This is a genomic window from Amycolatopsis thailandensis, assembly GCF_042723255.1.
Lineage (GTDB): Bacteria > Actinomycetota > Actinomycetes > Mycobacteriales > Pseudonocardiaceae > Amycolatopsis > Amycolatopsis thailandensis.
The window spans coordinates 25078-51542 of sequence record NZ_JBHXJK010000021.1; the positions used below are offsets into that span (position 1 = coordinate 25078).

Annotated in this window: 2 protein-coding genes; both read left to right on the forward strand. The window is 72.4% G+C overall.

What is annotated here, in order from left to right; all coding sequences use genetic code 11:
- Window positions 1–420: 420 nt before the first annotated feature.
- Entirely contained in the window at window positions 421–4725 is a 4305-nt protein-coding gene (locus ACFWMR_RS11180) for a type I polyketide synthase (protein ID WP_449224325.1), read from the forward strand.
- Between the two features lie 39 nt (window positions 4726–4764).
- Entirely contained in the window at window positions 4765–26463 is a 21699-nt protein-coding gene (locus ACFWMR_RS11185) for an SDR family NAD(P)-dependent oxidoreductase (protein WP_378378261.1), read from the forward strand.
- Window positions 26464–26465: the final 2 nt, after the last annotated feature.

Consider the following 26465-nt stretch of genomic DNA (forward strand, 5'->3'; position numbering starts at 1 on the left):
GTGAAAATCGGCCCTTTGATTGTCCCTATTAGCACACACCCCTCAAGCCTTTCGGGCCACCTGGCCGTGACCGGTCCGGTCACGCGGGACTGTGTGGATTTCTGAGCGTCCAACGCACCAAAATCCACACAGTGGGCGCCCGAGGTCTGGTGTCGCGCGGAGTCACCGACCGTGTTCCGCGGACGCGCCACATTTACCTAACCCCTCAATAAGGCCCCTTGGCCCTGACCAGCCTCGCTGCTCACGACCGCCGGCCGAGCGCCGTCACGGACGCAAGTGGGCCCTCGGTTACCGGCGAATGGGGCCGGGGTGGTGAACAGCGCCCAGGACGAGCGGCGCCCGCGCCCAGGATGAGGCCATGCCCGAGCTGCGTCCGTCTCGTCCGGTCCGGAGAATCTGATGGCGACACCCGAAGAGCTGGTGACCGCGCTGCGGGAGTCGGTCAAGGAGAACAGCAGGCTGGCCGCGCGCAATCGCGAGCTCGCCGAAGCGGCGAAAGAGTCGGTCGCGATCATCGGCATGGGATGCCGCTACCCGGGCGGGGTCGACTCGCCCGAGGCGTTGTGGGATCTGGTGGCCGACGGCCGCGACGCGGTTTCGGAGTTCCCCGAGGACCGCGGCTGGAACCTCGCCGAGCTGTTCCATCCCGACCCCGATCACCCTGGCACGTCCTACGCGCGTGAGGGGGGATTCCTCCACGAGGCCGCCGAATTCGACCCCGAGTTCTTCGGTATATCCCCGCGTGAGGCGCTCGCGATGGACCCGCAGCAGCGGCTCCTGTTGCAGATCAGCTGGGAGGCGATCGAGCGCGCCGGACTCGACGCTTCGGCGTTGAAGGGCAGCGCGACCGGCGTGTTCGCCGGGATCATGTACCACGACTACGGCTCCGGCGTCACCGAACTGCCCGAAGGCGTCGAGGGCTTTCTCGGCACCGGCACGGCGGGCAGTGTGCTGTCCGGCCGGGTCGCCTACACCTTCGGCTTCGAGGGGCCGGCCGTGTCGGTGGACACCGCCTGCTCGTCGTCGCTCGTGGCCGTCCACTTGGCCGCGCAGGCGTTGCGGTCAGGGGAGTGTTCGCTCGCCCTCGCCGGTGGCGCGACCGTGATGGCCGTCCCGGACACCTTCATCGAATTTTCCCGCCAGCGCGGGCTCGCCCCGGACGGGCGCTGCAAGTCCTTCGGAGCGGGCGCCGACGGCACCGGCTGGGGCGAGGGCGCCGGCGTCCTGGTGCTGGAGAAGCTGTCCGACGCCGTCCGCAACGGGCATCGGGTACTCGCCGTCGTCCAGGGCTCCGCGGTCAATTCCGACGGCGCGTCGAACGGGCTCACCGCGCCGAACGGGCCGTCTCAGCAGCGCGTGATCCGCAGCGCCCTGAAGAGCGCGGGACTGTCCACTTCGGACGTCGACGTCGTCGAGGCGCACGGCACGGGCACGAAACTCGGCGACCCGATCGAGGCCGACACCTTGCTGGCCACCTACGGCCGCGAACGGGAAAACCCGTTGTGGCTCGGCTCGGTCAAGTCGAACATCGGCCACACGCAGGCCGCGGCCGGGGTCGCCGGGATCATCAAGATGGTCGAGGCGCTGCGCCGCGGCGAACTTCCGCGCACGCTGCACGCCGACGAGCCTTCGCCGCACGTCGCCTGGGATTCCGGCGCGGTCGAACTCCTCACCGAGCACCGGACCTGGCCCGAGACCGGCCGCCCGCGCGCGGCGGCGGTGTCGTCGTTCGGGATCAGCGGTACCAACTCGCATGTCATCCTCCGCCAAGCCCCGGAACCCGCCCCCGCCGAGCGCCACGCGCGAGTCCGAGCCCCCTGGGTGCTTTCGGCCCGCAGCGAGGCCGTCCTTCCCGAGTTGGCGGACCGGCTGCTCCAGACCGGCGGCGACCCCGCCGACATCGCCTGGTCGCTCGCCACCGGCCGGGCGCCGCTGCCGTACCGCGCGGTCGTCACCGGTGCCGACGAGGAAGAACTTCGCGCCGGACTCGGTTCCCTTGCCCGAGGGGAGGCCGCGCCTGGCGTCGTCACCGGCCGCGCGGGCAGCGGCAAATCGGCGTTCCTGTGCACCGGCCAAGGAGCGCAGCGCCTCGCGATGGGCACCGCGCTCGCGACGGCGTTCCCGGTCTTCGGCGAGGCTTTCGCCCGCGTCGCGGAGCGGCTCGACGCGCACACCGGCTTCAACCTCGCCGAAGTCCTTGCCTGCGAGGACCAGACGAGGATCGACCGGACCGATGTCGCGCAGCCCGCGTTGTTCGCGTTCGAGGTCGCGATGGCCGAACTGGTGCGGTCGTGGGGTGTCGAACCGGACTACCTGCTCGGACACTCCATCGGCGAGCTCGCCGCGGCGTACATCGCCGGTGTGTGGTCGCTCGACGACGCCGCCCGCTTGGTCGCCGCCCGCGGCAGGCTGATGCAGGCGCAACCCTCGGGCGGGGTGATGGTCGCGCTGCAAGCCACCGAAGGGGAACTGGACCTGCCCGACGGCGTGAGCATCGCCGCGATCAACGGGCCCTCCTCGGTCGTGCTCTCCGGCGAGGAAGCCGCTGTCACCGCCGTTCTCGAAGCCTTCCCGGGCCGCCGCGCCAAACGGCTCTCGGTCAGTCACGCCTTCCACTCCGCGATGATGGACGGGATGCTCGACGACTTCCGCGAGGTCGCCGCGAGCGTGACGTACGCCGAGCCGCGGATCCCGATCATCGCCGGTGACGTGCGCGACCCGGAGTACTGGGTACGGCAGGTGCGCGACGCCGTCCGGTTCGCCGACGGCGTGAAGAGCCTGCACGCGCGCGGAGTCCGGCGCTTCGTCGAGATCGGGCCCGACGCCTCCCTGACCGCCCTCGGTGCCGACTGTGTCAGCGACGGCACTTTCATCGCCACCCAAAGGAAAGACCGCGACGAGGCGGCCGCCGCCGATCTCGCGCGGGCGAGGCTCTTCACCGCCGGCGTGCGGCTCGACTGGGCCGGGATCCTCGGCGGCGGTACCCGTGTCGACTTGCCGACGTATCCCTTCCGGCGTGACCGCTTCTGGCTCGCCGCGGCCGATCGGAGCACGCCTCCGGCCAGGCGGTACGAAGTCGTCTGGCGTCCGGTCGAACCCATGGCGTCACAGGAAGCCTGGACGGTCTACGCGCCCGAACACCACGTGTGGGCCGAAGCCGCCGCGAAGGCACTCGACGCGCCCCTGGTGACGGAGATTCCGGAGACCGGGCCGGTCCTCGCCTTCCCGCCGGACGCCGCCGCGCTCGCCGCCCTTCTGCGGGATTCCCCGGCGAAGATCTGGTGCGCCACCAACGATCCCGGCGTCGCCGCCGTCGCGCGGGTCGCGGCGATCGAGCAGCCTCGCCGCTGGGGCGGCTGCGTGATCCTGTCCGAAGAGACCGCCGCCGCCCGCCTCAAGGACGTGCTCGGTGGTCCGGAGGACGAGGTCGCCATCCGCGAAGACGGGATCTTCGCCCGCCGGTTCGTTCCCGCCGCTCCCGCGCCCACCACGGCCTGGACCACTTCCGGCACCGCGCTGATCACCGGCGGCACCGGGGCGCTGGGCGCGCTCGTCGCCGAACGGCTGATCCGCGCCGGAACCGAACACGTCGTGCTCCTTTCGCGGCGCGGCGAGAACGCGCCCGGAGCGGCGGAACTCCGCCGAAAACTGGAAGATTTCGGCGCCCGCGTCAGCATCCACGCCTGCGACGCCGCCGACCGCGACGCACTGTCCACAGTGGTCAGCAGTCTCGACGACCTCAAGATGGTCGTGCACACCGCCGGCGTCCTCGACGACGCCCTGCTCGACGACGTCACTCCGGAGCGGTTCGAAGCCGTCGCCCGGCCCAAGGTGACCGCCGCGCGGCATCTGCGGGAGCTCACGAAGGATCTCGACGCGCTGGTGCTGTTCTCCTCCGTCGCCGGGGTGCTCGGCAACGGCGGCCAGGCCGCCTACGCCGCCGCGAACGCGGAACTCGACGCGCTCGCGACCCAGTGGCGGGCCGAAGGGGTCAAGGCCGTGTCGATCGCGTGGGGCCCGTGGGCCGAGGGCGGGATGGCCGAGGCGGTCGACGACGCCGTTCGCCGCAAGGGTTTGCGCCCGATGACCCCCGAAGCCGCGGCGGAGGAGTTCGTCCGGGCGATCGCCGCGGACGACACCTGCGTCACCGTCGCCGACTTCGACTGGCCGTCGTTCTTCGAGGACTTCCGTGCCGCGCCGATGCTCGCCGAGCTGCCCCGGCCGGAAGCCGCGGCCGCCGAAGCGCCGGTGGCGGATCTTCGGTCGCGGCTGACCGGGTTGATCGAGCCGGAACAGCGGCGCCTGCTGCTGAAGGTCGCCCGCGAGACCGTCGCCCGGGTGCTCGGCCATCCGGACACCTCGGCGATCGGGCCGGACCGCGCGTTCACCGAACTCGGCTTCGACTCGCTGACCGCGGTCGAACTGCGCAACCGTCTCGACGCCGCGACCGGCCTCGCCGTGCCCGCGACGCTCGTCTTCGACCATCCGACCCCGCAGGCCCTCGCCGCCTACCTCTGGCAGGAACTGGCGGGCGCCGAACAAGACCTGGAAGAGCTGCTCGACGGGCTGGAAGCCGCGCTCGGCCGCCTCGACCCGGGCAGCGACGAGCACAGCAAAGCGGGTGCCCGCCTGCGGAAACTCGCCGAGAGCCTGGACGGGCCCGGCTTCGCGCCGTCTTCGGACGACGAACTCTTCGCCTTCATTGACCAGCAACTCGGCGCTTGAGCCGGGTGCACGCGACCTCGACCGATGAGTGGGGACACCGTGGGTGAGAACGACAAGCTTCGCGACTACCTGACGCGAGTCACCGGCGAGCTGCAGCGCACGCGCGGCAGGCTGGCCGCGCTGGAGGACCGCGCCGCCGAACCGATCGCGATCGTCGGCATGGGCTGCCGGTTCCCGGGCGGCGTCCGCACGCCGGAGCGGTTCTGGGAACTGCTGACCGCCGGGGAACACGGCATCACCGGGTTCCCCGAAGACCGCGGCTGGGACGTCGGCGCGCTCGTCGACCCGGATCCGGACCATCTGGGCACCAGCTACGTCGACCGAGGCGGTTTCGTCGACGGCGCCGGGGAATTCGACCCCGAGTTCTTCGGCATCTCACCCCGCGAGGCCGTCTCGATGGACCCGCAGCAGCGGCTGCTGCTGGAGACGTCGTGGGAGGCGCTGGAACGAGGCGGGATCGACCCCGCGTCGCTGTCCGGCAGCCGTGCCGGGGTCTTCGTCGGCACCAACGGCCAGGACTACGGCCGCGACCTGCCCAAGGGCGTCGAAGGCGTCGAGGGCTACCTAGGCACCGGTATTTCCGGCAGTGTCCTTTCCGGACGGATCTCCTACGTCCTCGGGCTGGAAGGCCCGTCGGTCACCGTCGACACGGCGTGCTCGGCGTCGCTGGTCACGTTGCACCTCGCCGTCCGCGCGCTGCGCGCGGGGGAGTGCGATCTCGCGCTTTCCGGTGGTGCCACCGTGATGGCGAGCCCGGACGCGTTCATCGAGTTCTCCCGCCAGCGCGGGCTCGCCCGCGACGGTCTGGTCAAGGCGTTCGCCGCCGGGGCCGACGGCACCGCGTGGGGTGAGGGTGCCGGCATGATCGTGCTGGAGCGGCTTTCCGACGCCCAGCGCAACGGACACCCGGTCCTCGCCGTCGTGCGTGGCTCCGCGGTCAACCAGGACGGCGCGTCCAACGGCCTCACCGCGCCCAACGGTCCTTCTCAGCAGCGCGTCATCCGCCAGGCGCTGGCCGACGCTCGACTGTCCACAAAGGATGTCGACGTCGTCGAGGCGCATGGCACCGGCACGACCCTGGGTGACCCGATCGAGGTCCAGGCCCTGCAAGCGACGTATGGCCGCGATCGTGGTGAACGCGGCCCACTGCTGCTCGGGTCGGTGAAGACCAACATCGGCCACACCCAGGCCGCCGCGGGGGTCGCCGGGATCATCAAGATGGTCCTGGCCCTGCGCAACGGGATCCTGCCCGCGAGCCTGCACATCGACGCGCCGAGCCCGCAGGTCGACTGGTCGCCGGGCTCGATCGAGCTCCTGTCGTCCGCGCGCCCGTGGCCGGAAGGGGAGACCCGCCGGGCGGGTGTCTCGTCGTTCGGTATCAGCGGCACCAACTCCCACGTGCTGCTGGAGCAGGCGCCCGCGGTCGAAGAGTCCATAGTGGACTCCATTGCTCCGCCGGTGATCCCGTGGGTGCTGTCCGGCCGCACTCCGGCGGCGTTGCGCGCCCAGGCCCGTGCGCTGCTGGACGTCGAGGGCGATCCCGCCGGCATCGGCTGGTCGCTGGCCGCGACCAGGTCCACCTTCGAGTATCGCGCGGTCGTCACCGGCCGCGACGAAGCCACGCTGCGTCAAGGGCTGACTGCTGTCGCCGAAGGAAATCACGACGTCGCCGAGGCGACCGACGGCAGCCTCGCGGTGTGCTTCACCGGCCAGGGTTCGCAGCGCCTCGGCATGGGCCGTGAGCTGTACGAGACGTATCCGGCGTTCGCCGCCGCGTTCGACCAGGTCTGCGAGTTGCTGCCGGGCGTGCGCGAGATCGCCTTCGGTGACGACGCGGACGCCTTGAACGACACCGCGAACGCGCAGCCCGCGCTGTTCGCGCTGGAGGTCGCCCTCTACCGGCTGGTCGAATCCTGGGGCGTCGTCCCGGACTTCCTGATCGGGCATTCCGTCGGCGACTTCGCCGCGGCGCACGTCGCCGGCGTCTGGTCGCTGGAAGACGCCGCCGAGCTGATCGCCACCCGCGGGCGTCTCATGAGCGCGTTGCCGCGCGGTGGCGCGATGTGCGCGATCGAGGCGACCGAGGACGAGGTCCGCGCCGCCCTGGTCGCGGGGGCGGACATCGCCACGGTCAATGCTCCCCGCGCCATCGTCGTCTCCGGTACCGAAGACGCCGTGCGAGCCGTCGCGGCGGTGTTCAGCGAGCAGGGCCGCCGCACCAAGCACCTCGCCGTCTCCCACGCGTTCCACTCGGCGCTGATGGACGGCATGCTCGACGACTTCGCCGCCGTCGCCCGCCGCGTCACCTACAAGACGCCGAAGATCGCGCTGATCGCGGGCGTCACCGGCCGTATCGCCGAGACCGCCGAGATCCTCGACCCGGCCTACTGGGTCCGGCACGTGCGCGAGGCCGTGCGGTTCGCGGACGGCGTCAAGGCACTGGCCGAAGCGGGCGTCACCCGTTTCCTCGAACTGGGCCCGGACGGCATCCTCTCCGCCGCCGGTCAGGACAGCGCGGACGGGCTGTTCGTCCCCGCGCTGCGCCGCGACCGGCCCGAACCCGAGACATTCGTCGCCGCGCTGGCCGCCGTGCACGTCCACGGCGGGAAGGTCGGCTGGGCCGCCGCGTTCGACGGCGCGCGTCCCGTCGAACTGCCCACGTACCCGTTCCAGCGCGAGTTCTACTGGCTCCCCGCGACCCACGCCGCCGGTGACGCGGCGGGTCTCGGCCTCGGCTCGCTCGACCACCCGCTGCTCGGTGCCGCCGTCTCGGTCGCCGACGCGGGTGGATTCCTGTTCACCGGCAGCCTTTCGCTGCGCACACATCCGTGGCTGGCCGACCACATGGTGCACGGCCAGGTCGTCGTGCCCGGAACCGCACTGGTCGAGCTCGCCGTGCGTGCCGCCGACGAAACCGGGCTGACGGCGCTGGAAGAGCTGACCCTGCAGACGCCGCTGGTACTTCCGGAGAGCGGCGCGGTCCAGGTCCAGCTGTGGGCCGGGACGCCCGAAGACTCGGGCCACCGCCCGCTCACCGTGCACTCGCGTCCGCACGGCGCGGGGGAGTGGACGCTACACGCGACCGGCGCGCTCGCCCCGGCCGCCGCGACGCCGGACTGGGAGCTGGCCGAGTGGCCGCCGCCCGGCGCCGAAGCCGTGTCGCTCGAAGGCCGCTACTCCGAGCTGGCCTCGGCAGGGCTGGAGTACGGCGAGATCTTCCAGGGCTTGCGCGCTTTGTGGCGCGACGGCGAGCACACCTACGCCGAGGTCTCGCTGCCCGACGCCGCCCGCGACCAAGCCGGTCGCTTCGGGCTGCACCCCGCTCTCCTCGATTCGGCGTTGCACGCGCTCGCGGAGGGCGACGGTCCCGCCCGCCTGCCGTTCGCGTGGAACGACGTCGTCCTGCACGCCTCGGGCGCGGCCGAACTGCGTGTCCAGCTCACTCCTTCCGGCACCGACGCGGTCACGCTGCGCGTGGCCGACGGGACCGGTGCGCCGGTCGCCACGGTCGGCTCGCTGGTCGTCCGTCCCGTTTCGGCGGGACAACTGCGCCCCGCGACCTCCCGCGACGGGCTGTACGAGCTGGAGTGGCGTCCGATCGCCACCCCGGAAACCGAAGCGCCGAGCTGGGAGCACTTCGCGGACGTCACCGGCGAGGCTCCCGAGGTCGTCGTGTACCACGCCGAAGGGGATGACGTCCACGCCGTCACCGGCGCCACCCTGGATGTTCTCCGCACTTTCCTCGCCGAAGACCGGTTCAACGCGTCGAAGCTCTTTGTCTACACCGGACAGTCCGATGTGGACCCGGTGGCCGCCGCGGTGTGGGGACTCGTGCGCAGCGCCCAGTCGGAGCATCCGGACCGGTTCCTGCTCGCCGACGAGCTGTCCGAAGCCGTCCTGGCCTCGGGTGAACCGCAGGTCTCCGTCCGCGATGGTGAACTGCGCGTGCCGCGTCTGGTCACGCCCGAATCCACCGGCAGGCTGCTGCCGCCGTCCGGGAACTGGCGGCTCGGCCTGTCCGGCAAGGGCACCTTCGACCACCTGACCCTGGAGCCGCTGCCCGACGAGCCGCTCGGCCCGCAGGGCGTCCGGGTCTCCGTCCGCGCCGCGGGGCTCAACTTCCGTGACGTGCTCAACGCGCTCGGCATGTACCCCGGCGAGGCCGGGCTGCTCGGCAGCGAGTTCGCCGGGACCGTCCTCGAGGTCGGCGCCGGCGTCACCGACCTGCGGCCCGGCGACCAGGTGATGGGCCTCGTCTCCGGTGGAGCGGGCCCGGTCGCGGTCGCCGAACGGCCGATGATCACCCGCAAACCCGCGGACTGGACCTACGAGCAGGCCGCGTCGACACCATTGGTGTTCCTCACCGCCTACTACGCGCTGGTGGACCTGGCTGGGCTCAAGGCGGGCGAGTCGATCCTGATCCATGCCGCCGCCGGTGGCGTCGGCATGGCCGCCACCCAGCTCGCGCGGCATCTGGGCGCCGAGGTCTACGGCACCGCGAGCGAAAGCAAGCAGTACGTGCTGCGCGACGCCGGACTCGACGACGCGCACATCGCCTCCAGCCGCACGCTGGAGTTCGAGGAGCGCTTCAGCGGCATCGACGTCGTCCTGAACGCGCTCGCCGGGGACTTCATCGACGCCTCGATCCGCACGATGGCGCCGGGCGGCCGGTTCCTGGAGATGGGCAAGACCGACATCCGCGAGCCCGGGGACGTCCAGTATCAGGCCTTCGACCTGATCGACGCGGGGCCGGAGCGGACCGCGCAGATGTGGGACGCGCTGACCGACCTGTTCGCGTCCGGCGCGCTCGCCCCGCTGCCGACCCGCACCTGGGACGTCCGAGAAGCCCGGGAAGCGTTCCGGTTTCTCAGCCAGGCCAAGCACATCGGCAAGGTCGCGCTCACCATGCCGAGGGCACTCGACCCCGAGCGGACGGTGCTGATCACCGGCGGCACGGGCGGTCTCGGCGCCCTGATCGCCCGCCACCTGGTGACCACACACGGCGTCCGGAAGCTCCTGCTCACCAGCCGCCGCGGCCTCGACGCGCCCGGAGCGCGGGAACTGGCCGACGAACTCGACGCCGAAGTGACGGTCGCCGCGTGTGACGTCTCCGATCGTGAAGCGGTGGCCGCGCTGCTGGACGGTGTCGACCTGACCGGTGTCGTGCACGCCGCCGGGGTACTGGACGACGGCACCATCGACGCGCTCACGCAAGAGCGGCTCGACTACGTGCTCGGCCCGAAGGCCGACGCCGCAAGGCATCTGCACGAACTCTCCGGCGAACCGGAGCTCTTCGTCACGTTCTCCTCCGCCGCCGGTGTACTCGGCGCGCCGGGACAGGGCAACTACGCGGCGGCCAATGGTTATCTCGACGGTCTCGCCGCCCACCGCCGGTCGCTCGGCCTCGCCGGGCAGTCGCTGGCCTGGGGCCCGTGGGCCGCGGGCATGGCGGAGACGCTCGGCGAGGCGCACCTGGCGCGGTTGCGCGCCGGAGGCACTCCCGCGCTCGCCGTCGAGGACGGCCTCGCGCTGTTCGACGCGGCCATCGCCGCCGGAGCGCCGCTCGCCATCCCGGTCCAGCTGGACTTGCCGGTGCTCGCCGCGTCCGGACCGCTCCCGCCGCTGCTCGGTTCGTTGGTGGGTGCCCAGGTCAAACCGGGCCGCCGGACCGCGAAATCGGGCAGTGACTCCTCGCTCGCCAGGCGGCTCGCCGGGCTGACCGAGGCCGACCAGGACCGCGAACTGCTCGACCTCGTCCGCACCCAAGTCGCCCTGGTGCTCGGGCACGTCAACGCCGCCACCGTCGAACCCGGCCGCGGCTTCATGGACTCCGGTTTCGACTCGCTGACCGCGGTCGAACTGCGCAACCGACTCGGTTCCGTGACCGGGCTGCGGCTGCCGTCGACGGTGATCTTCGACCACCCGACCCCGGTCGCCCTCGCCGGTTACGTCCGCTCGGAACTGCTCGGCGACCTCACCGCCGGGCCCCGGACCCGCGCCCGCGTCACCGACGACAGTGAGCCGATCGCGATCGTCGCGACCAGCTGCCGGTTCCCCGGTGAGGTGAACACGCCGGAAGACCTGTGGCGTCTCGTGGCCGAGGGCCGCGAAGGCCTTACGGAGTTCCCCACCGACCGCGGCTGGGACCTGGCCGCGCTGTTCGACCCGACCCCGGGCAAACAGGGCGTGTCGAACACCCGCACCGGTGGCTTCCTGCCCGACGCGGGCGACTTCGACCCGGAATTCTTCGGCATCTCGCCGCGTGAAGCCCTCGCCATGGACCCGCAGCAGCGGTTGCTGCTGGAGATCGCCTGGGAGGCCTTCGAACGCGCGGGAATCCCGCCGGGCACCCTGCGCGGCAGCGACACCGGTGTCTTCACCGGCGCGATCTACCACGAATACGCCTCCAGGCTGACGAAGATCCCGGAGGAGGTCGAAGGCTTCCTCGGCACCGGCACGTCCGGCGCGATGATGTCCGGCCGGGTCTCCTACACCTTCGGGTTCGAGGGACCGGCCGTCTCGGTGGACACGGCGTGCTCGTCTTCGCTGGTCGCGATGCATCTGGCGAGCCAGGCATTGCGGTCGGGGGAGTGCTCGCTCGCGCTGGCCGGCGGGGTCACCGTGATGGCCAACCCCGATCCGTTCGTCGACTTCAGCAAGCAGAACGCGATGGCGATCGACGGCCGCTGCAAGGCCTTCGCCAACGGCGCCGACGGCGTCGCCTGGGGTGAGGGCGCCGGGTTCGTCCTGCTGGAGAAGCTGTCCGACGCGCGTCGCAACGGGCACCCGGTTCTCGCCCTGCTCAAGGGATCCGCGGTCAATCAGGACGGGGCGTCCAGCGGGCTCACCGCGCCGAACGGCCCGTCGCAGCAGCGCGTCATCCTCCAGGCACTTGCCAACGCTGGACTGTCCACCTCGGACGTCGACGTCGTCGAGGCGCACGGCACCGGCACCAGGCTGGGCGACCCGATCGAGGCGCAGGCCTTGCTCGCCACCTATGGCCAAGACCGCGAAGAGCCGCTGCTGCTCGGCTCGGTCAAGTCGAACTTCGGGCACACGCAGGCCGCGGCCGGGGTCGCCGGGGTGATCAAGATGGTCGAGGCGATGCGGCACGGCGTCGTCCCCGCGACGCTGCACGTCGACGCGCCGTCGGCCCAGGTCGACTGGGAGGCCGGCGCGATCCGCGTGGCCACCGAGTCCGCGAACTGGCCGGAGACCGGCCGTCCGCGCCGGGCGGGCGTCTCGTCGTTCGGATTCAGCGGGACCAACGCGCACGTCGTGCTGGAACACGTTCCCGCGCAAGAGACCCCAGAGCCGGGAACCCGGCCCGCGATGCTTCCGTGGGTGCTGTCCGGCCGTTCCGAGGAGGCCTTGCGGGCACAGGCCGCGCGGCTCGCGAACCTGACGGACGACCCGCTCGACGTCGCCTGGACCCTCGCCACCGCCCGCACCGCGCACGAACGGCGCGCGGTCGTCGTCGGAACCGATCCGTCGGTGCTGCGGGCCGGGCTGTCCGCGTTCGCCGACACCGGCCGGGCGGCCAACGTCGTCTCCGGCCGCGCGGTCACCGGACGGCTCGCGTTCCTGTTCACCGGCCAGGGCGCCCAGCGGCTCGGCATGGGGCAGGGCCTGTACGAGACCTTCCCGGTGTTCGCGGCGGCGTATGACGAGGTCGCCGCGCTGCTGCCGCTCGATGGTGACATCGACCGCACCGGTACCGCGCAGCCCGCGATCTTCGCCCTGGAAGTGGCGTTGTTCCGGCTCTTCGAATCCTGGGGTGTGACCCCCGATCTCCTCGCCGGGCACTCGATCGGCGAGATCGCGGCGGCGCATGTCGCCGGGGTGCTTTCCCTGGAGGACGCGGCGAAACTCGTCGAAGCGCGCGGCAGGCTGATGGAGGCGCTGCCCGAGGGCGGCGCGATGATCGCGGTGCAGGCGTCCGAGGACGAGGTGCGTGAGTTCCTGACCGACGAGGTCTGCTTGGCCGCCGTGAACGGGCCGGATGCCGTCGTCCTGTCCGGTGTGGACGGTCCGGTGCGCGAGGTCGCCGCCCGGTTCGCCGGAGAAGGCCGCCGCACCAAGCATCTGGTGGTGTCTCACGCGTTCCACTCGGCGCTGATGGAGCCGATGCTGGACGAGTTCGCCGAAGTCGCGTCGTCCTTGAAGTACAACCAGCCGCGGATCCCGATCGTGTCCACCGTGAGCGCGTCGGCGGAGCTGACCGATCCGGGTTACTGGGTCCGGCACGTCCGCGAAACCGTCCGGTTCGCCGACGGTCTCGCGGCGCTGACCGCCGAGGGCGTCACGACGTTCCTCGAACTCGGACCGGACGCGGTGCTCAGTGCGCTCGTCGACGGCGGTGTGCCCGCGCTGCGCAAGGACTCCGACGAGGCCAGGACCGCGATGACCGCGCTGGGCGCGGTGCACGCGGCGGGCGCTCCCGTGGACTGGGACCGCTTCTTCGACGGCAGCGGCGCGCGGCCCGCGAACCTGCCCACCTATCCGTTCCAGCGCCGTCGCTTCTGGCTGCTGGCCCCGCCGGGGTCCGGCGACGCCACCGCGCTGGGTCTCGGCGCGCTCGACCACCCGCTGCTCGGTGCCGCCGTCGCGCTGCCCGAACGCGGCGGGCTGGTGCTCACCGGACGCCTGTCGCTCGACGAACAGCCGTGGCTGGCCGGGCACCGCGTCCGCGACGCCGTCCTGCTGCCCGGGACCGCGTTCGCCGAACTGGCCGTGCGGGCGGCCGACGAGGTCGGCTTCGGCACCGTCGAGGAACTGACGTTGCAGGCACCGCTGGTGCTCACCTCGGCCCCGGTCCAGCTGCGCGTGTCCCTTTCGGACGATGGCACCCTGGCGGTGCATTCGCGTCCTCAGGACGGCGAATGGACGTTGCACGCCACCGGCTCGCTGACCACGGCCGTCGAGGAACCCGCAACGATCACCGAGTGGCCGCCGTCCGGCGCGGAAACCGTTGACCTGGAAGGCTTCTACGCCACCCTGGCCGAGGCCGGGCTCACCTACGGGGACCCGTTCCGCGGTCTGCGCGCGGCCTGGCGCCGGGGCGACGAGGTCTTCGCCGAGGTCGCGCTGCCCGAGGGCACCGACGTCCGCGGGTTCGGGCTGCACCCGGCACTGCTCGACGCCGTCCTGCACGCCGTCGGCCTGACCGGCGGCCCGGCGCGGCTGCCGTTCTCGTGGGCCGGGCTGGCGTTGCACGCCACTGGAGCGAGCACGCTGCGGGCCCGGCTCACCCCGGCCGGGCAGGACGCCGTTTCCTTGCACGTCACCGACGGCACGGGCGCGCCGGTGCTCTCCGTCGCGTCGCTGAGCCTGCGTCCGGTGGGCGACGGGCCGCTGCCCAGCGCCGCCACCGACGCGCTGTTCGGCCTCGACTGGATCCCCGTCGCCGTTCCGCGGCAGGCCGAAGACGTCACCGTGCACGAGGCCACGTCGGTCGAGGCCACGCTCGAAGCGTTGCAGGCGGCCGACGACCGGCTCGTCGTCCACCTCACCGGCGACAGCCCGGCGCACGCCGCGATCGCCGGACTGGTGCGCAGCGCGCAAGCCGAGTACCCGGACAAGTTCGTCCTGGTCCACGGTGACGGAGACGCCCGGATCGCGGCCGCCACCGGCGAACCCGAGGTCAAGTTCACCGAAGACGGTCCGCGCGTGCCCCGCCTGACGCGGTCCCGCGCCACCGCCGACCCGGACTGGACCCTCGACGGCACCGTCCTGGTCACCGGCGGTACCGGCGGACTCGGCGTGCACGTCGCGCGGCGGCTCGTCGAGCGACACGGCGTCCGGCACCTGCTGCTCGTCGGACGCCGGGGTGCCGACGCGCCCGGTGCCGAGACCTTGCGTGAGGATCTGCGCGCGCTCGGCGCCGAGGTGACGATCGCCGCTTGCGACGTCGCCGACCGCTCCCAGCTGGAGTCCGTGCTCGCGCTTGTCGAAGAACCGCTCAGCGGCGTTGTGCACGCGGCGGGTGTCCTCGACGACGGCGTCCTCTCCGCGATGACCCCCGAGCGGCTCGCCGCCGTGGCGGGCCCCAAATCCGACGCCGCGCGGCATCTGCACGAACTGACCACGGACCTGAAGCTGTTCGTCACCTTCTCCTCGATCGCCGGCGCGCTCGGCGCACCCGGTCAGGCGAACTACGCGGCGGCCAACGGCTACCTCGACGGGCTCGCCACGCTCCGGCGTGCCCAGGGCCTCCCCGGCACGTCGATCGCTTACGGCCTCTGGGAAACCGGCATGGGCGAGGGCCGCGGCGGGACCGCGCTGCCGGTCGAAGCCGGGCTGGAGCTGTTCGACCTGCTGGCTTTCGGCGACGACCCGCGTCCGGTCGCGACCAAGCTGGACCTGGCCGCCTTGCGTGCCGAAGCCGAGGTGCCGCACGTGCTGCGGAGCCTGGTCCGGCCGCGACGTCGCCGTGCGGCGGAGGAAGCGGAAGCCGCGGGTCTGCGGCAGCGTCTGGCGGGCGTGCCCGCCGGTGAGCGCACACGGCTGCTGACCGAACTGGTCCGCACCGAGGCCGCGCACGTCCTCAGCCACACCAGCCCCGACGCCGTCGAGGCCGACCGCGCCTTCGGTGACCTCGGTTTCGACTCGCTCACCGCGGTCGAGTTCCGCAACCGCCTCGGCACGGTCACCGGGCTGCGGCTCCCCGCGACGCTGACCTTCGACCACCCGACGCCCTCGGCGCTGGCCGAGTTCCTGCTCGCCGAACTGCTCGACGAACCCGCCGACGCGACCCCGGTCTTCACCGCCGCCCGCGCCGACGGCGACCCGATCGTCATCGTCGGCATGGCCTGCCGCTACCCGGGCGGCGTGACGTCGCCGGAAGAGCTGTGGGACCTCGTCGCCGGTGGCCGCGACGGCGTGACCCGGTTCCCCGAGGACCGCGGCTGGGACGTCGACGGCATCTACGACCCCGACCCCGACCGGCCGGGCAAGACCTATACCCGCGAAGGCGGATTCCTGCACGACGCGGGCGACTTCGACCCGGAGTTCTTCGGGATCTCGCCGCGTGAAGCGCTCGCGATGGACCCGCAGCAGCGCCTGCTGCTCGAAGTCGCGTGGGAGGCGCTGGAGCGCTCCGGCACCGACCCGACGGCGCTCAAGGGCAGCCCGACCGGCGTGTTCGCCGGCGTCATGTACCACGATTACGGCACCCGGCTCGGCAACGACGTCCCCGACGACGTCGAGGGTTTCCTCGGCACCGGCACCTCGGGTTCCGTGCTGTCCGGCCGCGTCGCCTACACCCTCGGCCTGGAGGGGCCCGCGGTTTCGGTCGACACCGCGTGCTCCTCGTCGCTGGTGGCCCTGCACTGGGCGACGCAGGCGCTGAAGTCGGGGGAGTGCTCGCTGGCGCTGGCCGGCGGTGTCACGGTGATGGCGACGCCGGAGACGTTCATCGGGTTCTCCCGTCAGCGCGGCCTCGCGGCCGACGGCCGCTGCAAGTCGTTCTCGGCCGACGCCGACGGGACCGGCTGGGCCGAAGGCGCCGGAATGCTCGTGCTGGAACGGCTTTCCGACGCGCGCCGCAACGGGCACCGCGTGCTCGCGGTCGTCAAGGGCTCCGCGGTCAACTCCGACGGCGCGTCCAACGGCCTCACCGCCCCCAACGGTCCCTCGCAGCAGCGCGTGATCCGTCAGGCGCTGGCCGCCGCCGGAGTCCCGTCGTCCACTGTGGACGCTGTCGAGGCGCACGGCACCGGCACGACGCTGGGTGACCCGATCGAGGCGCAGGCGCTCCTGGCCACCTATGGCCGCGAGCGTGACGGCGAGCCGCTTTACCTCGGCTCCGTGAAGTCCAACTTCGGCCACACGCAGGCCGCGGCGGGCGTGGCCGGGATCATCAAGATGGTCCAGGCGATGCGCCACGGTGTCCTGCCGCCGACGCTGCACCTGGGCGAGGCGACGCCGCACGTCGACTGGGAAGCCGGTGACGTCGAGCTGCTCGCCGACGGCCGGGAGTGGCCGGAGACCGGACGTCCGCGCCGGTCCGCCGTGTCGTCGTTCGGGATCAGCGGCACCAACGCGCACGTCATCCTCGAACAGCCTCCGGCCGAAACCCCCGCACCGCGCGAGGTGGTGACTCCGGCGCTCGTGCCGTGGGTGCTCTCCGGCCGCGCCGAAGACACCCTGCGGGAGCAGGCCGGGCGCCTGCTCGGCCGCGACGGCGAGCCGGTCGACGTCGGTTTCGCGCTCGCCACGACCCGGACCGCGCACGAACGGCGTGCCGTCGTGCTCGGTGCCACGGAAGAAGAACTCCGCGCCGGACTCGGCTCGCTGGCAGAGGGCACGATCACGCCGTCGGTCGTCACCGGGCGCGTGCTGCCCGGACGGACGGCGTTCCTGTTCACCGGTCAGGGATCCCAGCGTCTCGGCATGGGCGAAGGGCTCTACGCCGCCTTCCCGGTGTTCGCCAAGGCCTACGACGAGGTCACCACGCTGCTCCCGACCGGCGGTGACCTGAACCGCACCGGCGCCGCGCAGCCCGCGATCTTCGCACTGGAGGTCGCGCTCTACCGGCTCGCCGAGTCCTGGGGCATGACGCCCGACTTCGTGGGCGGGCACTCGATCGGCGAGATCGCGGCAGCGCACGTCGCCGGGGTGCTTTCCCTGGCGGACGCGGCCAAGCTCGTCGAGGCTCGTGGCCGGTTGATGGAGGCGCTGCCCGAGGGCGGCGCGATGGTCGCGGTCCAGGCGAGTGAGGACGAGGTGCGCGAGCATCTGACGCCGAAGGTCTCGCTGGCCGCTGTGAACGGCCCGGACGCGGTGGTTCTTTCGGGCGCCGCGTCGCCGACGCTGAAGCTGGCCAAGAAGTTCGAGAAGCTCGGCCGCCGCACCAAGCGCCTGGAGGTCTCGCACGCGTTCCACTCGGCCCTGATGGAGCCGATGCTCGACGAGTTCGCCGCCGTGGTGCGGAGCTTGGAGTTCTCGGCGCCGACGATCCCGTTCGTGTCCACAGTGGACGGTGAACGGACGGCGCGGGTCGCCGAACCGGAGTACTGGGTCGAGCATGTCCGCGCCACCGTCCGGTTCGACGCAGGGCTGGCGTGGCTGCGCGAGGCCGGGGCGACCAGGTTCCTGGAACTCGGCCCGGCCGCCGTGCTGACCGCGCTCGCCGACGACGGCCCGGACACCTTCGCGGCGTCGTTCCTGCGCGCCGACCGCGACGAGGCCGCGACCGCGCTCACCACGCTGGCCACCGCGTACACCCGCGGCGTCACCGTCGACTGGGCCGAGGTGTTCCGCCCGACCGGTGCCCGCGTCGTCGACCTGCCGACGTCGGTGTTCGACCGCCGCCGCTTCTGGCTCGCCGCCGGAAGCGGAGCGGGCGACGTCACCACGGCCGGGCTCCAGGCCGCCGGACACCCGCTGCTGGGCGCCGCCGTGCCGTTCGCCGACGGCGACGGCTGGGTGCTCACCGGACGGCTTTCGATCGCCACGCATCCGTGGCTGGCCGGGCACGCCGCGTTCGGCGAAGTGCTCGTCCCCGGCACCGGGCTGCTCGAACTCGCCGTCCGCGCCGGTGACGAAGCCGGCTGCGGAGGCGTGGAGGAACTGACCCTGGCCGCGCCGCTGGTGCTGCCGCCGCACGGCGCGCTGGACGTCCAGGTGCTCGTCGGCGCCGTGGGTGCGGGCGGACGCCGTCCGGTTTCGGTGCACTCGCGTGCGCCGCAAGGGGAATGGACCGAGCACGCGACGGGCACGCTCACCCCGGAGACGGCCGCCGTGCCGTCCGGGCTCACGGAATGGCCGCCCGCCGCCGAGCCGCTCTCACTCGATGGGCTCTACGCGGACATGGCGGCCGCGGGGCTCGACTACGGACCGCCGTTCCGCGGGCTCACCACCGCCTGGCGCGATGGCGACACCGTCTTCGCCGAAGTCGAACTGCCCGAGGGCGCCGACGTCGACGGCTTCGGCCTGCACCCGGCGCTGCTCGACGCGGCGCTCCACACCCTCGGTCTCCTGCCGGGCGAGGGCACCCGCCTGCCGTTCCTGTTCGGCGACGTCACCCTGCACGCCACCGGCGCCACCGCGCTGCGCGTCCGGGTCACGCCCGCCGGATCCGGATTCTCCTTGCTGGTCACCGACACCACCGGCGCGCCGGTCGCCACGATCGGCACGGTCGCCGTCCGGGCGGCGGAGGCGCCGAGGCCGCGCGGCACGGACTCGCTGTACGAACTGACCTGGGTCGAGGTCCCCGCTGACGGCGAGGTTCCCGAGGCCGTCACGGTCTTCACCGCACCCGAAGGCGAGCCGCGAGCGGCACTGGCCGAGACCCTGACCGCGATCCAGGAGTTCCTGGCCGACGGCGGGACCCGTCTGGTGGTCCGCACCGGTGACACTCCGGCCGGGGCCGCTGTGCGCGGTCTCGCCCGCACCGCCGCCTCGGAGCACCCGGACCGGTTCGTCGTCCTCGAAGGCGAGGACGTCAGCCTAGCACTGGCCACCGGTGAACCACAGGTGAGGATCCGCGACGGCGTCGCGGAAGTCCCGCGTCTCGCCCGGGCCACTCCCGGAGAAGCCGCGATCTGGGGCGAGGGCACGGTTCTCGTCACCGGCGGCACCGGCGGGGTCGGGGCCGCGATCGCCCGGCACCTCGCGCCCGACGTCACCAAGCTGGTCCTCACCAGCCGTCGTGGTCTCGACGCTCCGGGCGCGGCGGAGCTGGCGGAAGAACTCGGTGCCGACGTCGTCGCCTGCGACGTCACCGACCGCGACGCGCTCGCCGCCCTGCTCGACGGGATCGAAGACCTCACCGGGATCGTGCACGCCGCCGGTGTGCTCGACGACGGCGTCGTCACCGAACTGACCCCGGAGCGGTTCGACACCGTGCTGCGGCCCAAGGCCGAGGCGGCGCTCGCGCTCCACGAACTCACCCTTGGCAAGCCGTTGACCCAGTTCGTGCTGGTGTCCTCGGTGTCCGGAATCCTCGGCGGTCCGGGGCAGGCGAGTTACGCCGCAGCCAACGCCCTGCTCGACGACCTCGCGCGACGTCGTCACGCCGAGGGCCTGCCCGCCCGATCGCTCGCGTACGGCCTGTGGGCCAACGGCATGGGCGGACAGTCCGATGTGGACCGTCTTGCCCGAGCCGGATTCGGGGCGCTTACCGACGAAGAGGGCCTGGCGCTGTTCGACGCCGCACTGGCCGCTTCGACGCCGGTTCCGGTGCCGGTCAAGCTCGACCTGGCGACGCTGCGCACGCTGGCCCGCACGAGCGAGCCCGCTCCCGCGCTGCGTGGTCTGGTCCGGGTGCCGAAGCGACGGGGTGCGGCCAACGCCGCGGCCGCCGCCGGGCTGACCGCGACGCTGACCCGGCTCTCGCCCGCCGACCAGCTCTCGCATCTGGTCGATCTGGTCCGGGGCCACGTCGCCGACGTGCTCGGACACGGCACCGCGACGTCGGTCGAGGCCGGCCGCGCGTTCACCGAACTCGGCTTCGACTCGCTCACCGCGGTCGAACTGCGCAACCGGCTCGGCGAGGCGACCGGGCTGCGGCTGCCCGCCACGCTGATCTTCGACCACCCGAACCCGGCGGCACTGGCCACGTACATCCGCGGCGAGCTGTCCGGAGAGGCGTCCACTGCGGACGTCGAACCGGTGCGGGTCGCCGAGCCGGACGAGCCCATCGCGATCGTCGCGATGAGCTGCCGGTTCCCGGGCGGCGTCAGCTCGCCGGAGGACCTGTGGCGCCTGGTCGCCGAGGGGACCGACGCGATCACGCCGTTCCCGACCGACCGCGGCTGGGACCTCGACGGGCTGTACCACCCGGACCCCGACCACCCCGGCACCAGCTACGCCCGCGAGGGCGGTTTCCTGCACGACGCCGCCGACTTCGACGCGGAGTTCTTCGGCATCTCTCCGCGTGAGGCGGTCACCGTCGACCCGCAGCAGCGGCTACTGCTGGAGACCGCGCAGGAGGCGTTCGAACGCGCCGGGATCGATCCGGTCTCGCTGCGCGGCAGCGCCACCGGTGTGTTCGCCGGTGTCATGTACGACGACTACGCGTCGCGTCTCGCCGCCACCCCGGACGGGATGGAGGGCCTGCTCGGGACCGGCAGCGCGAGCAGCGTGCTGACCGGCCGCGTCGCCTACACCTTCGGGCTCGAAGGCCCGGCGGTCTCGGTCGACACGGCGTGCTCGTCCTCGCTGGTCGCCCTGCACTGGGCGGCGCAAGCGCTGCGCTCCGGCGAATGCGAACTGGCGCTGGTCGGTGGCGCGACCGTGATGGCCAGCCCCAACCCGTTCATCGAGTTCTCCCGCCAGCGCGGCCTGGCCGCCGACGGCCGCTGCAAACCGTTCGCGGCCGCGGCCGACGGCACCGCCTGGGCCGAGGGTGCCGGATTCCTGCTCCTGGAAAGGCTTTCCGACGCCCGTCGCAACGGACGTCACGTGCTGGCGGTCGTCCGCGGCAGCGCGGTCAACCAGGACGGCGCGTCCAACGGCATGACCGCGCCCAACGGACCCTCGCAGCAACGGGTCATCCGCCGCGCGCTGGCCGCGGCGGGCGTCGAATCGTCCACTGTGGACATCGTCGAGGCGCACGGCACCGGAACCGCGCTGGGCGACCCGATCGAGGCACAGGCGCTGCTGGCCACCTACGGACAGGACCGCGAGGAACCGCTGTGGCTGGGTTCGGTGAAGTCCAACATCGGTCATACCCAGGCCGCCGCCGGGCTCGCCGGGATCATCAAGATGGTCGAGGCGATGCGGCACGGCGTCCTGCCCGCGACCCTGCACGTCGACGAGCCGTCCCTGCACGTCGACTGGAGCGAGGGTGAGGTCCGGCTGCTGACCGAGGCGCGGCCTTGGCCCGAGGCGGACAGGCCCCGGCGCGCGGCGGTGTCGGCGTTCGGCATCAGCGGTACCAACGCGCACGTCATCCTGGAGCAGGTCCCGGAGCCGGTGAAGCACGCGGCCCCGGCGGCGCCGTCGCTACTGCCGTGGGTGCTGAGCGCCCGCACGGAAGATGCGCTGCGGGCCCAGGCAGGACGACTGCTCGGTACCGTCGGGTTCGCCGACCCGGTCGACATCGGTTACGCGCTGGCCACCACCCGGACCGCGTTCGAGCGGCGGGCGGTGCTCACCGGCGACTTGCGCACCGGATTGGCTGCCCTCGCGGGTGGCGGGACCACCCCGGATGTCGTCACCGGCCGCGCGGCAGAGGGCAAGCTCGCGCTGCTGTTCACCGGTCAGGGTTCCCAGCGGCTCGGCATGGGCCAGGGGTTCTACGACGCCTTCCCGGTGTTCGCGGCGGCTTACGACGAGGTCGCTGCGCTGCTTCCGCTTGATGGAGATATCGACCGCACCGGCACCGCGCAGCCCGCGATCTTCGCTCTGGAAGTGGCGTTGTTCCGGCTGGTGGAGTCGTGGGGGATCCGGCCCGATTTCCTGGCCGGGCACTCGATCGGCGAGATCGCCGCAGCCCACGTGGCGGGCGTGTTCTCGCTGGAGGACGCGGCGAAACTCGTCGAGGCTCGTGGCCGGTTGATGGAGGCGCTGCCGGAAGGTGGCGCGATGGTCGCGGTCCAGGCGACCGAGGACGAGGTGCGCGAGTACCTGTCCGGCGAGGTCTGCCTGGCGGCGGTCAACGGGCCGCAGGCGATCGTCCTGTCCGGTGTGGACGGTCCGGTCCGTGAAGTCGCCGACCGGTTCGCGAAGGAAGGCCGCCGCACCAAGGCACTGGTCGTCTCGCACGCGTTCCACTCCGCGCTCATGGAGCCGATGCTGGCGGAGTTCGCCGAAGTGGCGGCGTCCTTGGAATACGCCGAGCCGCGGATCCCGATCGTGTCCACCGTGACCGAATCGGCGGATTTGACCGACCCGGGGTACTGGGTCCGGCATGTCCGCGAGACCGTGCGGTTCGCCGACGGCGTCGCCGCGCTCTCGGCGGCAGGCGTCACCCGGTTCGCGGAACTCGGCCCGGACGGCGTGCTCTCCGCGATGGGCCTCGACAGCGCCCCCGACGCGGTGTTCGTCCCGGTGCTGCGCAAGGACCGTGACGAACGCCAGACCGCCGCCCTCGCATTTAGTCGACTAATTGCGGCGGGGGTTGAGGCCGATTGGGCGAAGTTCTTCGAGGGCACAGACGCCCATGCCGTCCCGCTGCCCACCTACGCGTTCCAGCGCGAACGGTTCTGGCTCGACCCGCCCGCTGTCGCCGGTGACGCCGCCGGGCTCGGCCTTGCCGCGGCCGGGCACCCGCTGCTCGGCGCGACCGTGCCGACGGCGGGCGAAGACGGCCTGGTCGGCTACGGCAGGCTGTCCCGCGCCGTGCAGCCGTGGCTGGCCGATCACGCGGTGCTCGGCACCGTGCTGGTCCCCGGCGCGGCCCTGGTCGAACTCGCAGTCCGGGCGGGCGACGAACTCGGCTGCTCCCGCGTGGCCGAACTGACGCTGGCCGCGCCGATGGTGCTGCCGGAGACCGGCGGACTCGCCGTGCAGGTGGTGGTCGGTGCCGCGGACGACGACGGACGACGTCCGGTGTCGATCCACTCCCGCCTCGGCGAGGCCCAGTGGACCGAGCACGCGACCGGCCTGCTGGCCCCGGGAGACGCCTATCCGGCGGCCAAGGACGCCACGTGGCCGCCCGCCGGAGCTCAGGCAGTCGACGTCACCGAGCTTTACGCGGGGCTCGCCGACGCGGGCCTGCAGTACGGCCCGGTTTTCCAAGGCCTCACCGCCGCTTGGCTCGTGGGTGAAGAGGTCTGCGCGGACCTCGAACTGCCCGCCGCCGCCCACGGCGACGCCGGGAAGTTCGGCCTGCACCCGGCCCTGCTCGACGCCGCGCTGCACGCCATCGGCCTGCTGCCCGGGAACGCCGAAACCACCCGGCTGCCGTTCCTCTGGCGTGACGTCGTCCTGCACGCGGCCGGCGCCACCGCCGCCCGCGTCCGGGTCGCGGCCTCCGGCACGGACTCGGTGCGGCTGGAACTCACCGACGGTGCCGGAGCGCCGGTGCTGACGGTGGGATCGTTGCTGCTGCGTGAGGTCACCGACCTCGGCCCGGTGGATCCGTCCACTTCGGACTCGCTGTTCCGGCTCGGCTGGGCCCAGGTCATGAACGAGTCCCCGGCTCCGGCGACAGAGCTGCTCTCGGCGGTACCCGGCGCCGACGAGACCCCGGCGGCCGCGCACGTTCTGCTGCGAAGCACGCTGGCGAAGCTTCAGGAGTGGCTGGCCGAGGAGAAGGACGCCATCCTCGTCGTGCGCACCGAAAACGCGGTCGCCGTGTCTACATCGGACATTGTCGACCCGGCTTCGGCCGCGGTCTGGGGGCTGGTCCGCAGTGCCCAGTCCGAGAATCCCGGTCGCCTGGTGCTGCTCGACGCCGCCGAGTCCGACGTCGACACGGCGCTGGCCGTGCTGGGCGACGAAACCCAGCTGGCCGTCCGTGACGGCGTCGTCCACGCCGCCCGGCTGCTGACCGCCGCGTCGTCGACCGATCTCGTGCCGCCGTGGCACGAAGAGGCCTGGCGTCTGGACAGCGTCGTCAAGGGCACGCTCGACAGGCTCTCCTTCGAGCCGTACCCGGACGTGCTCGAACCGTTGCTGCCGCGTGAGGTCCGGATCGCCACCCGGGCGGCCGGGACGAACTTCCGCGACGTGCTCAACGTGCTCGGCATGTACCCGGGTGACGCCGGCCGGATCGGCTACGAGGCCGCCGGTGTCGTCACCGACGTCGGGTCCGAAGTGGACGATCTCGTCGTGGGCGACCGGGTGATGGGCCTGGTGCACGGCGGGTTCGGCCCGCTCACCTTCGCCGATCGCGACCTGCTGGCGAAGATGCCCGAGGGCTGGACGTTCGAAGAAGCCGCGTCGGTGCCGCTGGTGTTCCTCACCGCTTACTACGCGCTGACCGACCTCGGCGCGCTGAAGAAGGGCGAGTCGGTGCTCATCCACGCCGCGGCGGGTGGTGTCGGCATGGCCGCCACGCAACTCGCCCGGCACCTCGGCGCCGAGGTGTTCGGCACCGCGAGCGAGGGCAAATGGGACGTCCTGCGCGCGGCCGGACTGGCCGATGACCACATCGCCTCGTCGCGGACGCTCGACTTCGAGGAGCGGTTCGGCGAGACCACCGGCGGGAACGGCGTGGACGTCGTCCTCAACGCGCTGACGGGCGACTTCATCGACGCGTCGATGCGCCTGTTACCGCGCGGTGGACGGTTCGTGGAAATGGGGAAGACCGACGTCCGTCCGGACGGCGGCGCCACGGGGCACCATCCCGGTGTGACTTACCAGGCGTTCGACGTGATCGACGCCGGCAACCACCGGATCGCGCGGATGTGGGAGGAGCTGATCACCTTGTTCGACCAGGGCGCGCTCACCCCGCTGCCGATCCGGACCTGGGATCTGCGCCGGGCACCGGAGGCGCTGCGGTTCCTGTCCCAGGCCAAGCACGTCGGCAAGGTCGTGCTGACCGTGCCGCGCCGCCCGATCGGCGGCACGGTGCTCGTCACCGGCGGTACCGGCGGTCTCGGCGCGGTGCTGGCCAGGCACCTGGTCACCAAGCACGACGTCACCGACCTGGTGCTCACCAGCCGTCGTGGTCCGGACGCGCCCGGCGCGGCCGAACTGACGGCGGAACTGACCGGGCTGGGCGCGAACGTGCGGATCGAGGCGTGCGACGCCGCCGACCGCGCTTCGCTCGCCGCCGTCCTGGACCGCACGCCCGGGCTGACCGGGGTGGTGCACGCGGCCGGTGTCCTCGACGACGGCCTGCTGACCGCGCTCACCCCCGAGCGGCTCGAAAAGGTGCTGCGGCCCAAGGTGGACGCGGCGTGGAACCTGCACGAACTCACCCGTGGTCACGACCTGACCATGTTCGTCCTGTTCTCGTCGGCCGCCGGGGTGCTCGGCGCGCCGGGGCAGGCGAACTACGCCGCCGCGAACACCTTCCTCGACGGGCTGGCGCATCACCGCCGCGGCCTCGGCCTGCCCGCGACGTCGCTCGCCTTCGGTCTCTGGGCCGACGGCATGGGCGACTCGGCCGACGCGGACCGGATGGGCCGCGACGGGGTCGGCAGTTTCGACCCGGTCGAGGGTTTGGAGCTGTTCGACCTGGCCACCGGCCTGGCCGAACCGGTCTCGGTGCCGGTCAAGCTGGACGTCGCCGGGCTCCGCTCGATGACCGGTCCGGTGCCGCCGCTGCTGCGCGGTCTCGTCCGCGGTTCGGTGCGGCGCGCCGCTCCGGTGGACGCGGCGGCGCAGGCCGACGGGCTCAAGCGACGGCTCGCCGGGCTGTCGCAGGTGGACGCCGAACGGGTGCTGCTCGACGTGGTGCGCGGCCAGGCCGCCGCGGCGCTCGGGCACGACGGTGCGGACTCGATCGAGCCGGGCCGGGCGTTCACCGATCTGGGCTTCGACTCGCTGACCGCGGTCGAGCTGCGTAACGGGCTCGACGCGGCCACCGGGCTGCGCCTGCCCGCGACGCTGATCTTCGACTACCCGACCCCGGACGACCTCGCCAAGTTCCTCCAGTCCGAGATAGACGCCGCGGGACCTGCCGCGACAGAGGAAACCGGCCTGGCGTCGGGGATCGACAAGCTCGCCGCCGAATTGTCCACAGTGGACTTGGCAAGCGCGGACGGGGCCGAGGTCGAGGCGAAGCTGCGGAACCTGGTGGCCCTGTGGCAGGACCGCGTCCGCCCGTCCGGCGGCGACGCCGACCTGGAAGTGGACACCATCGACGACATGTTCGCCCTGCTGGACAACGAACTCTGACC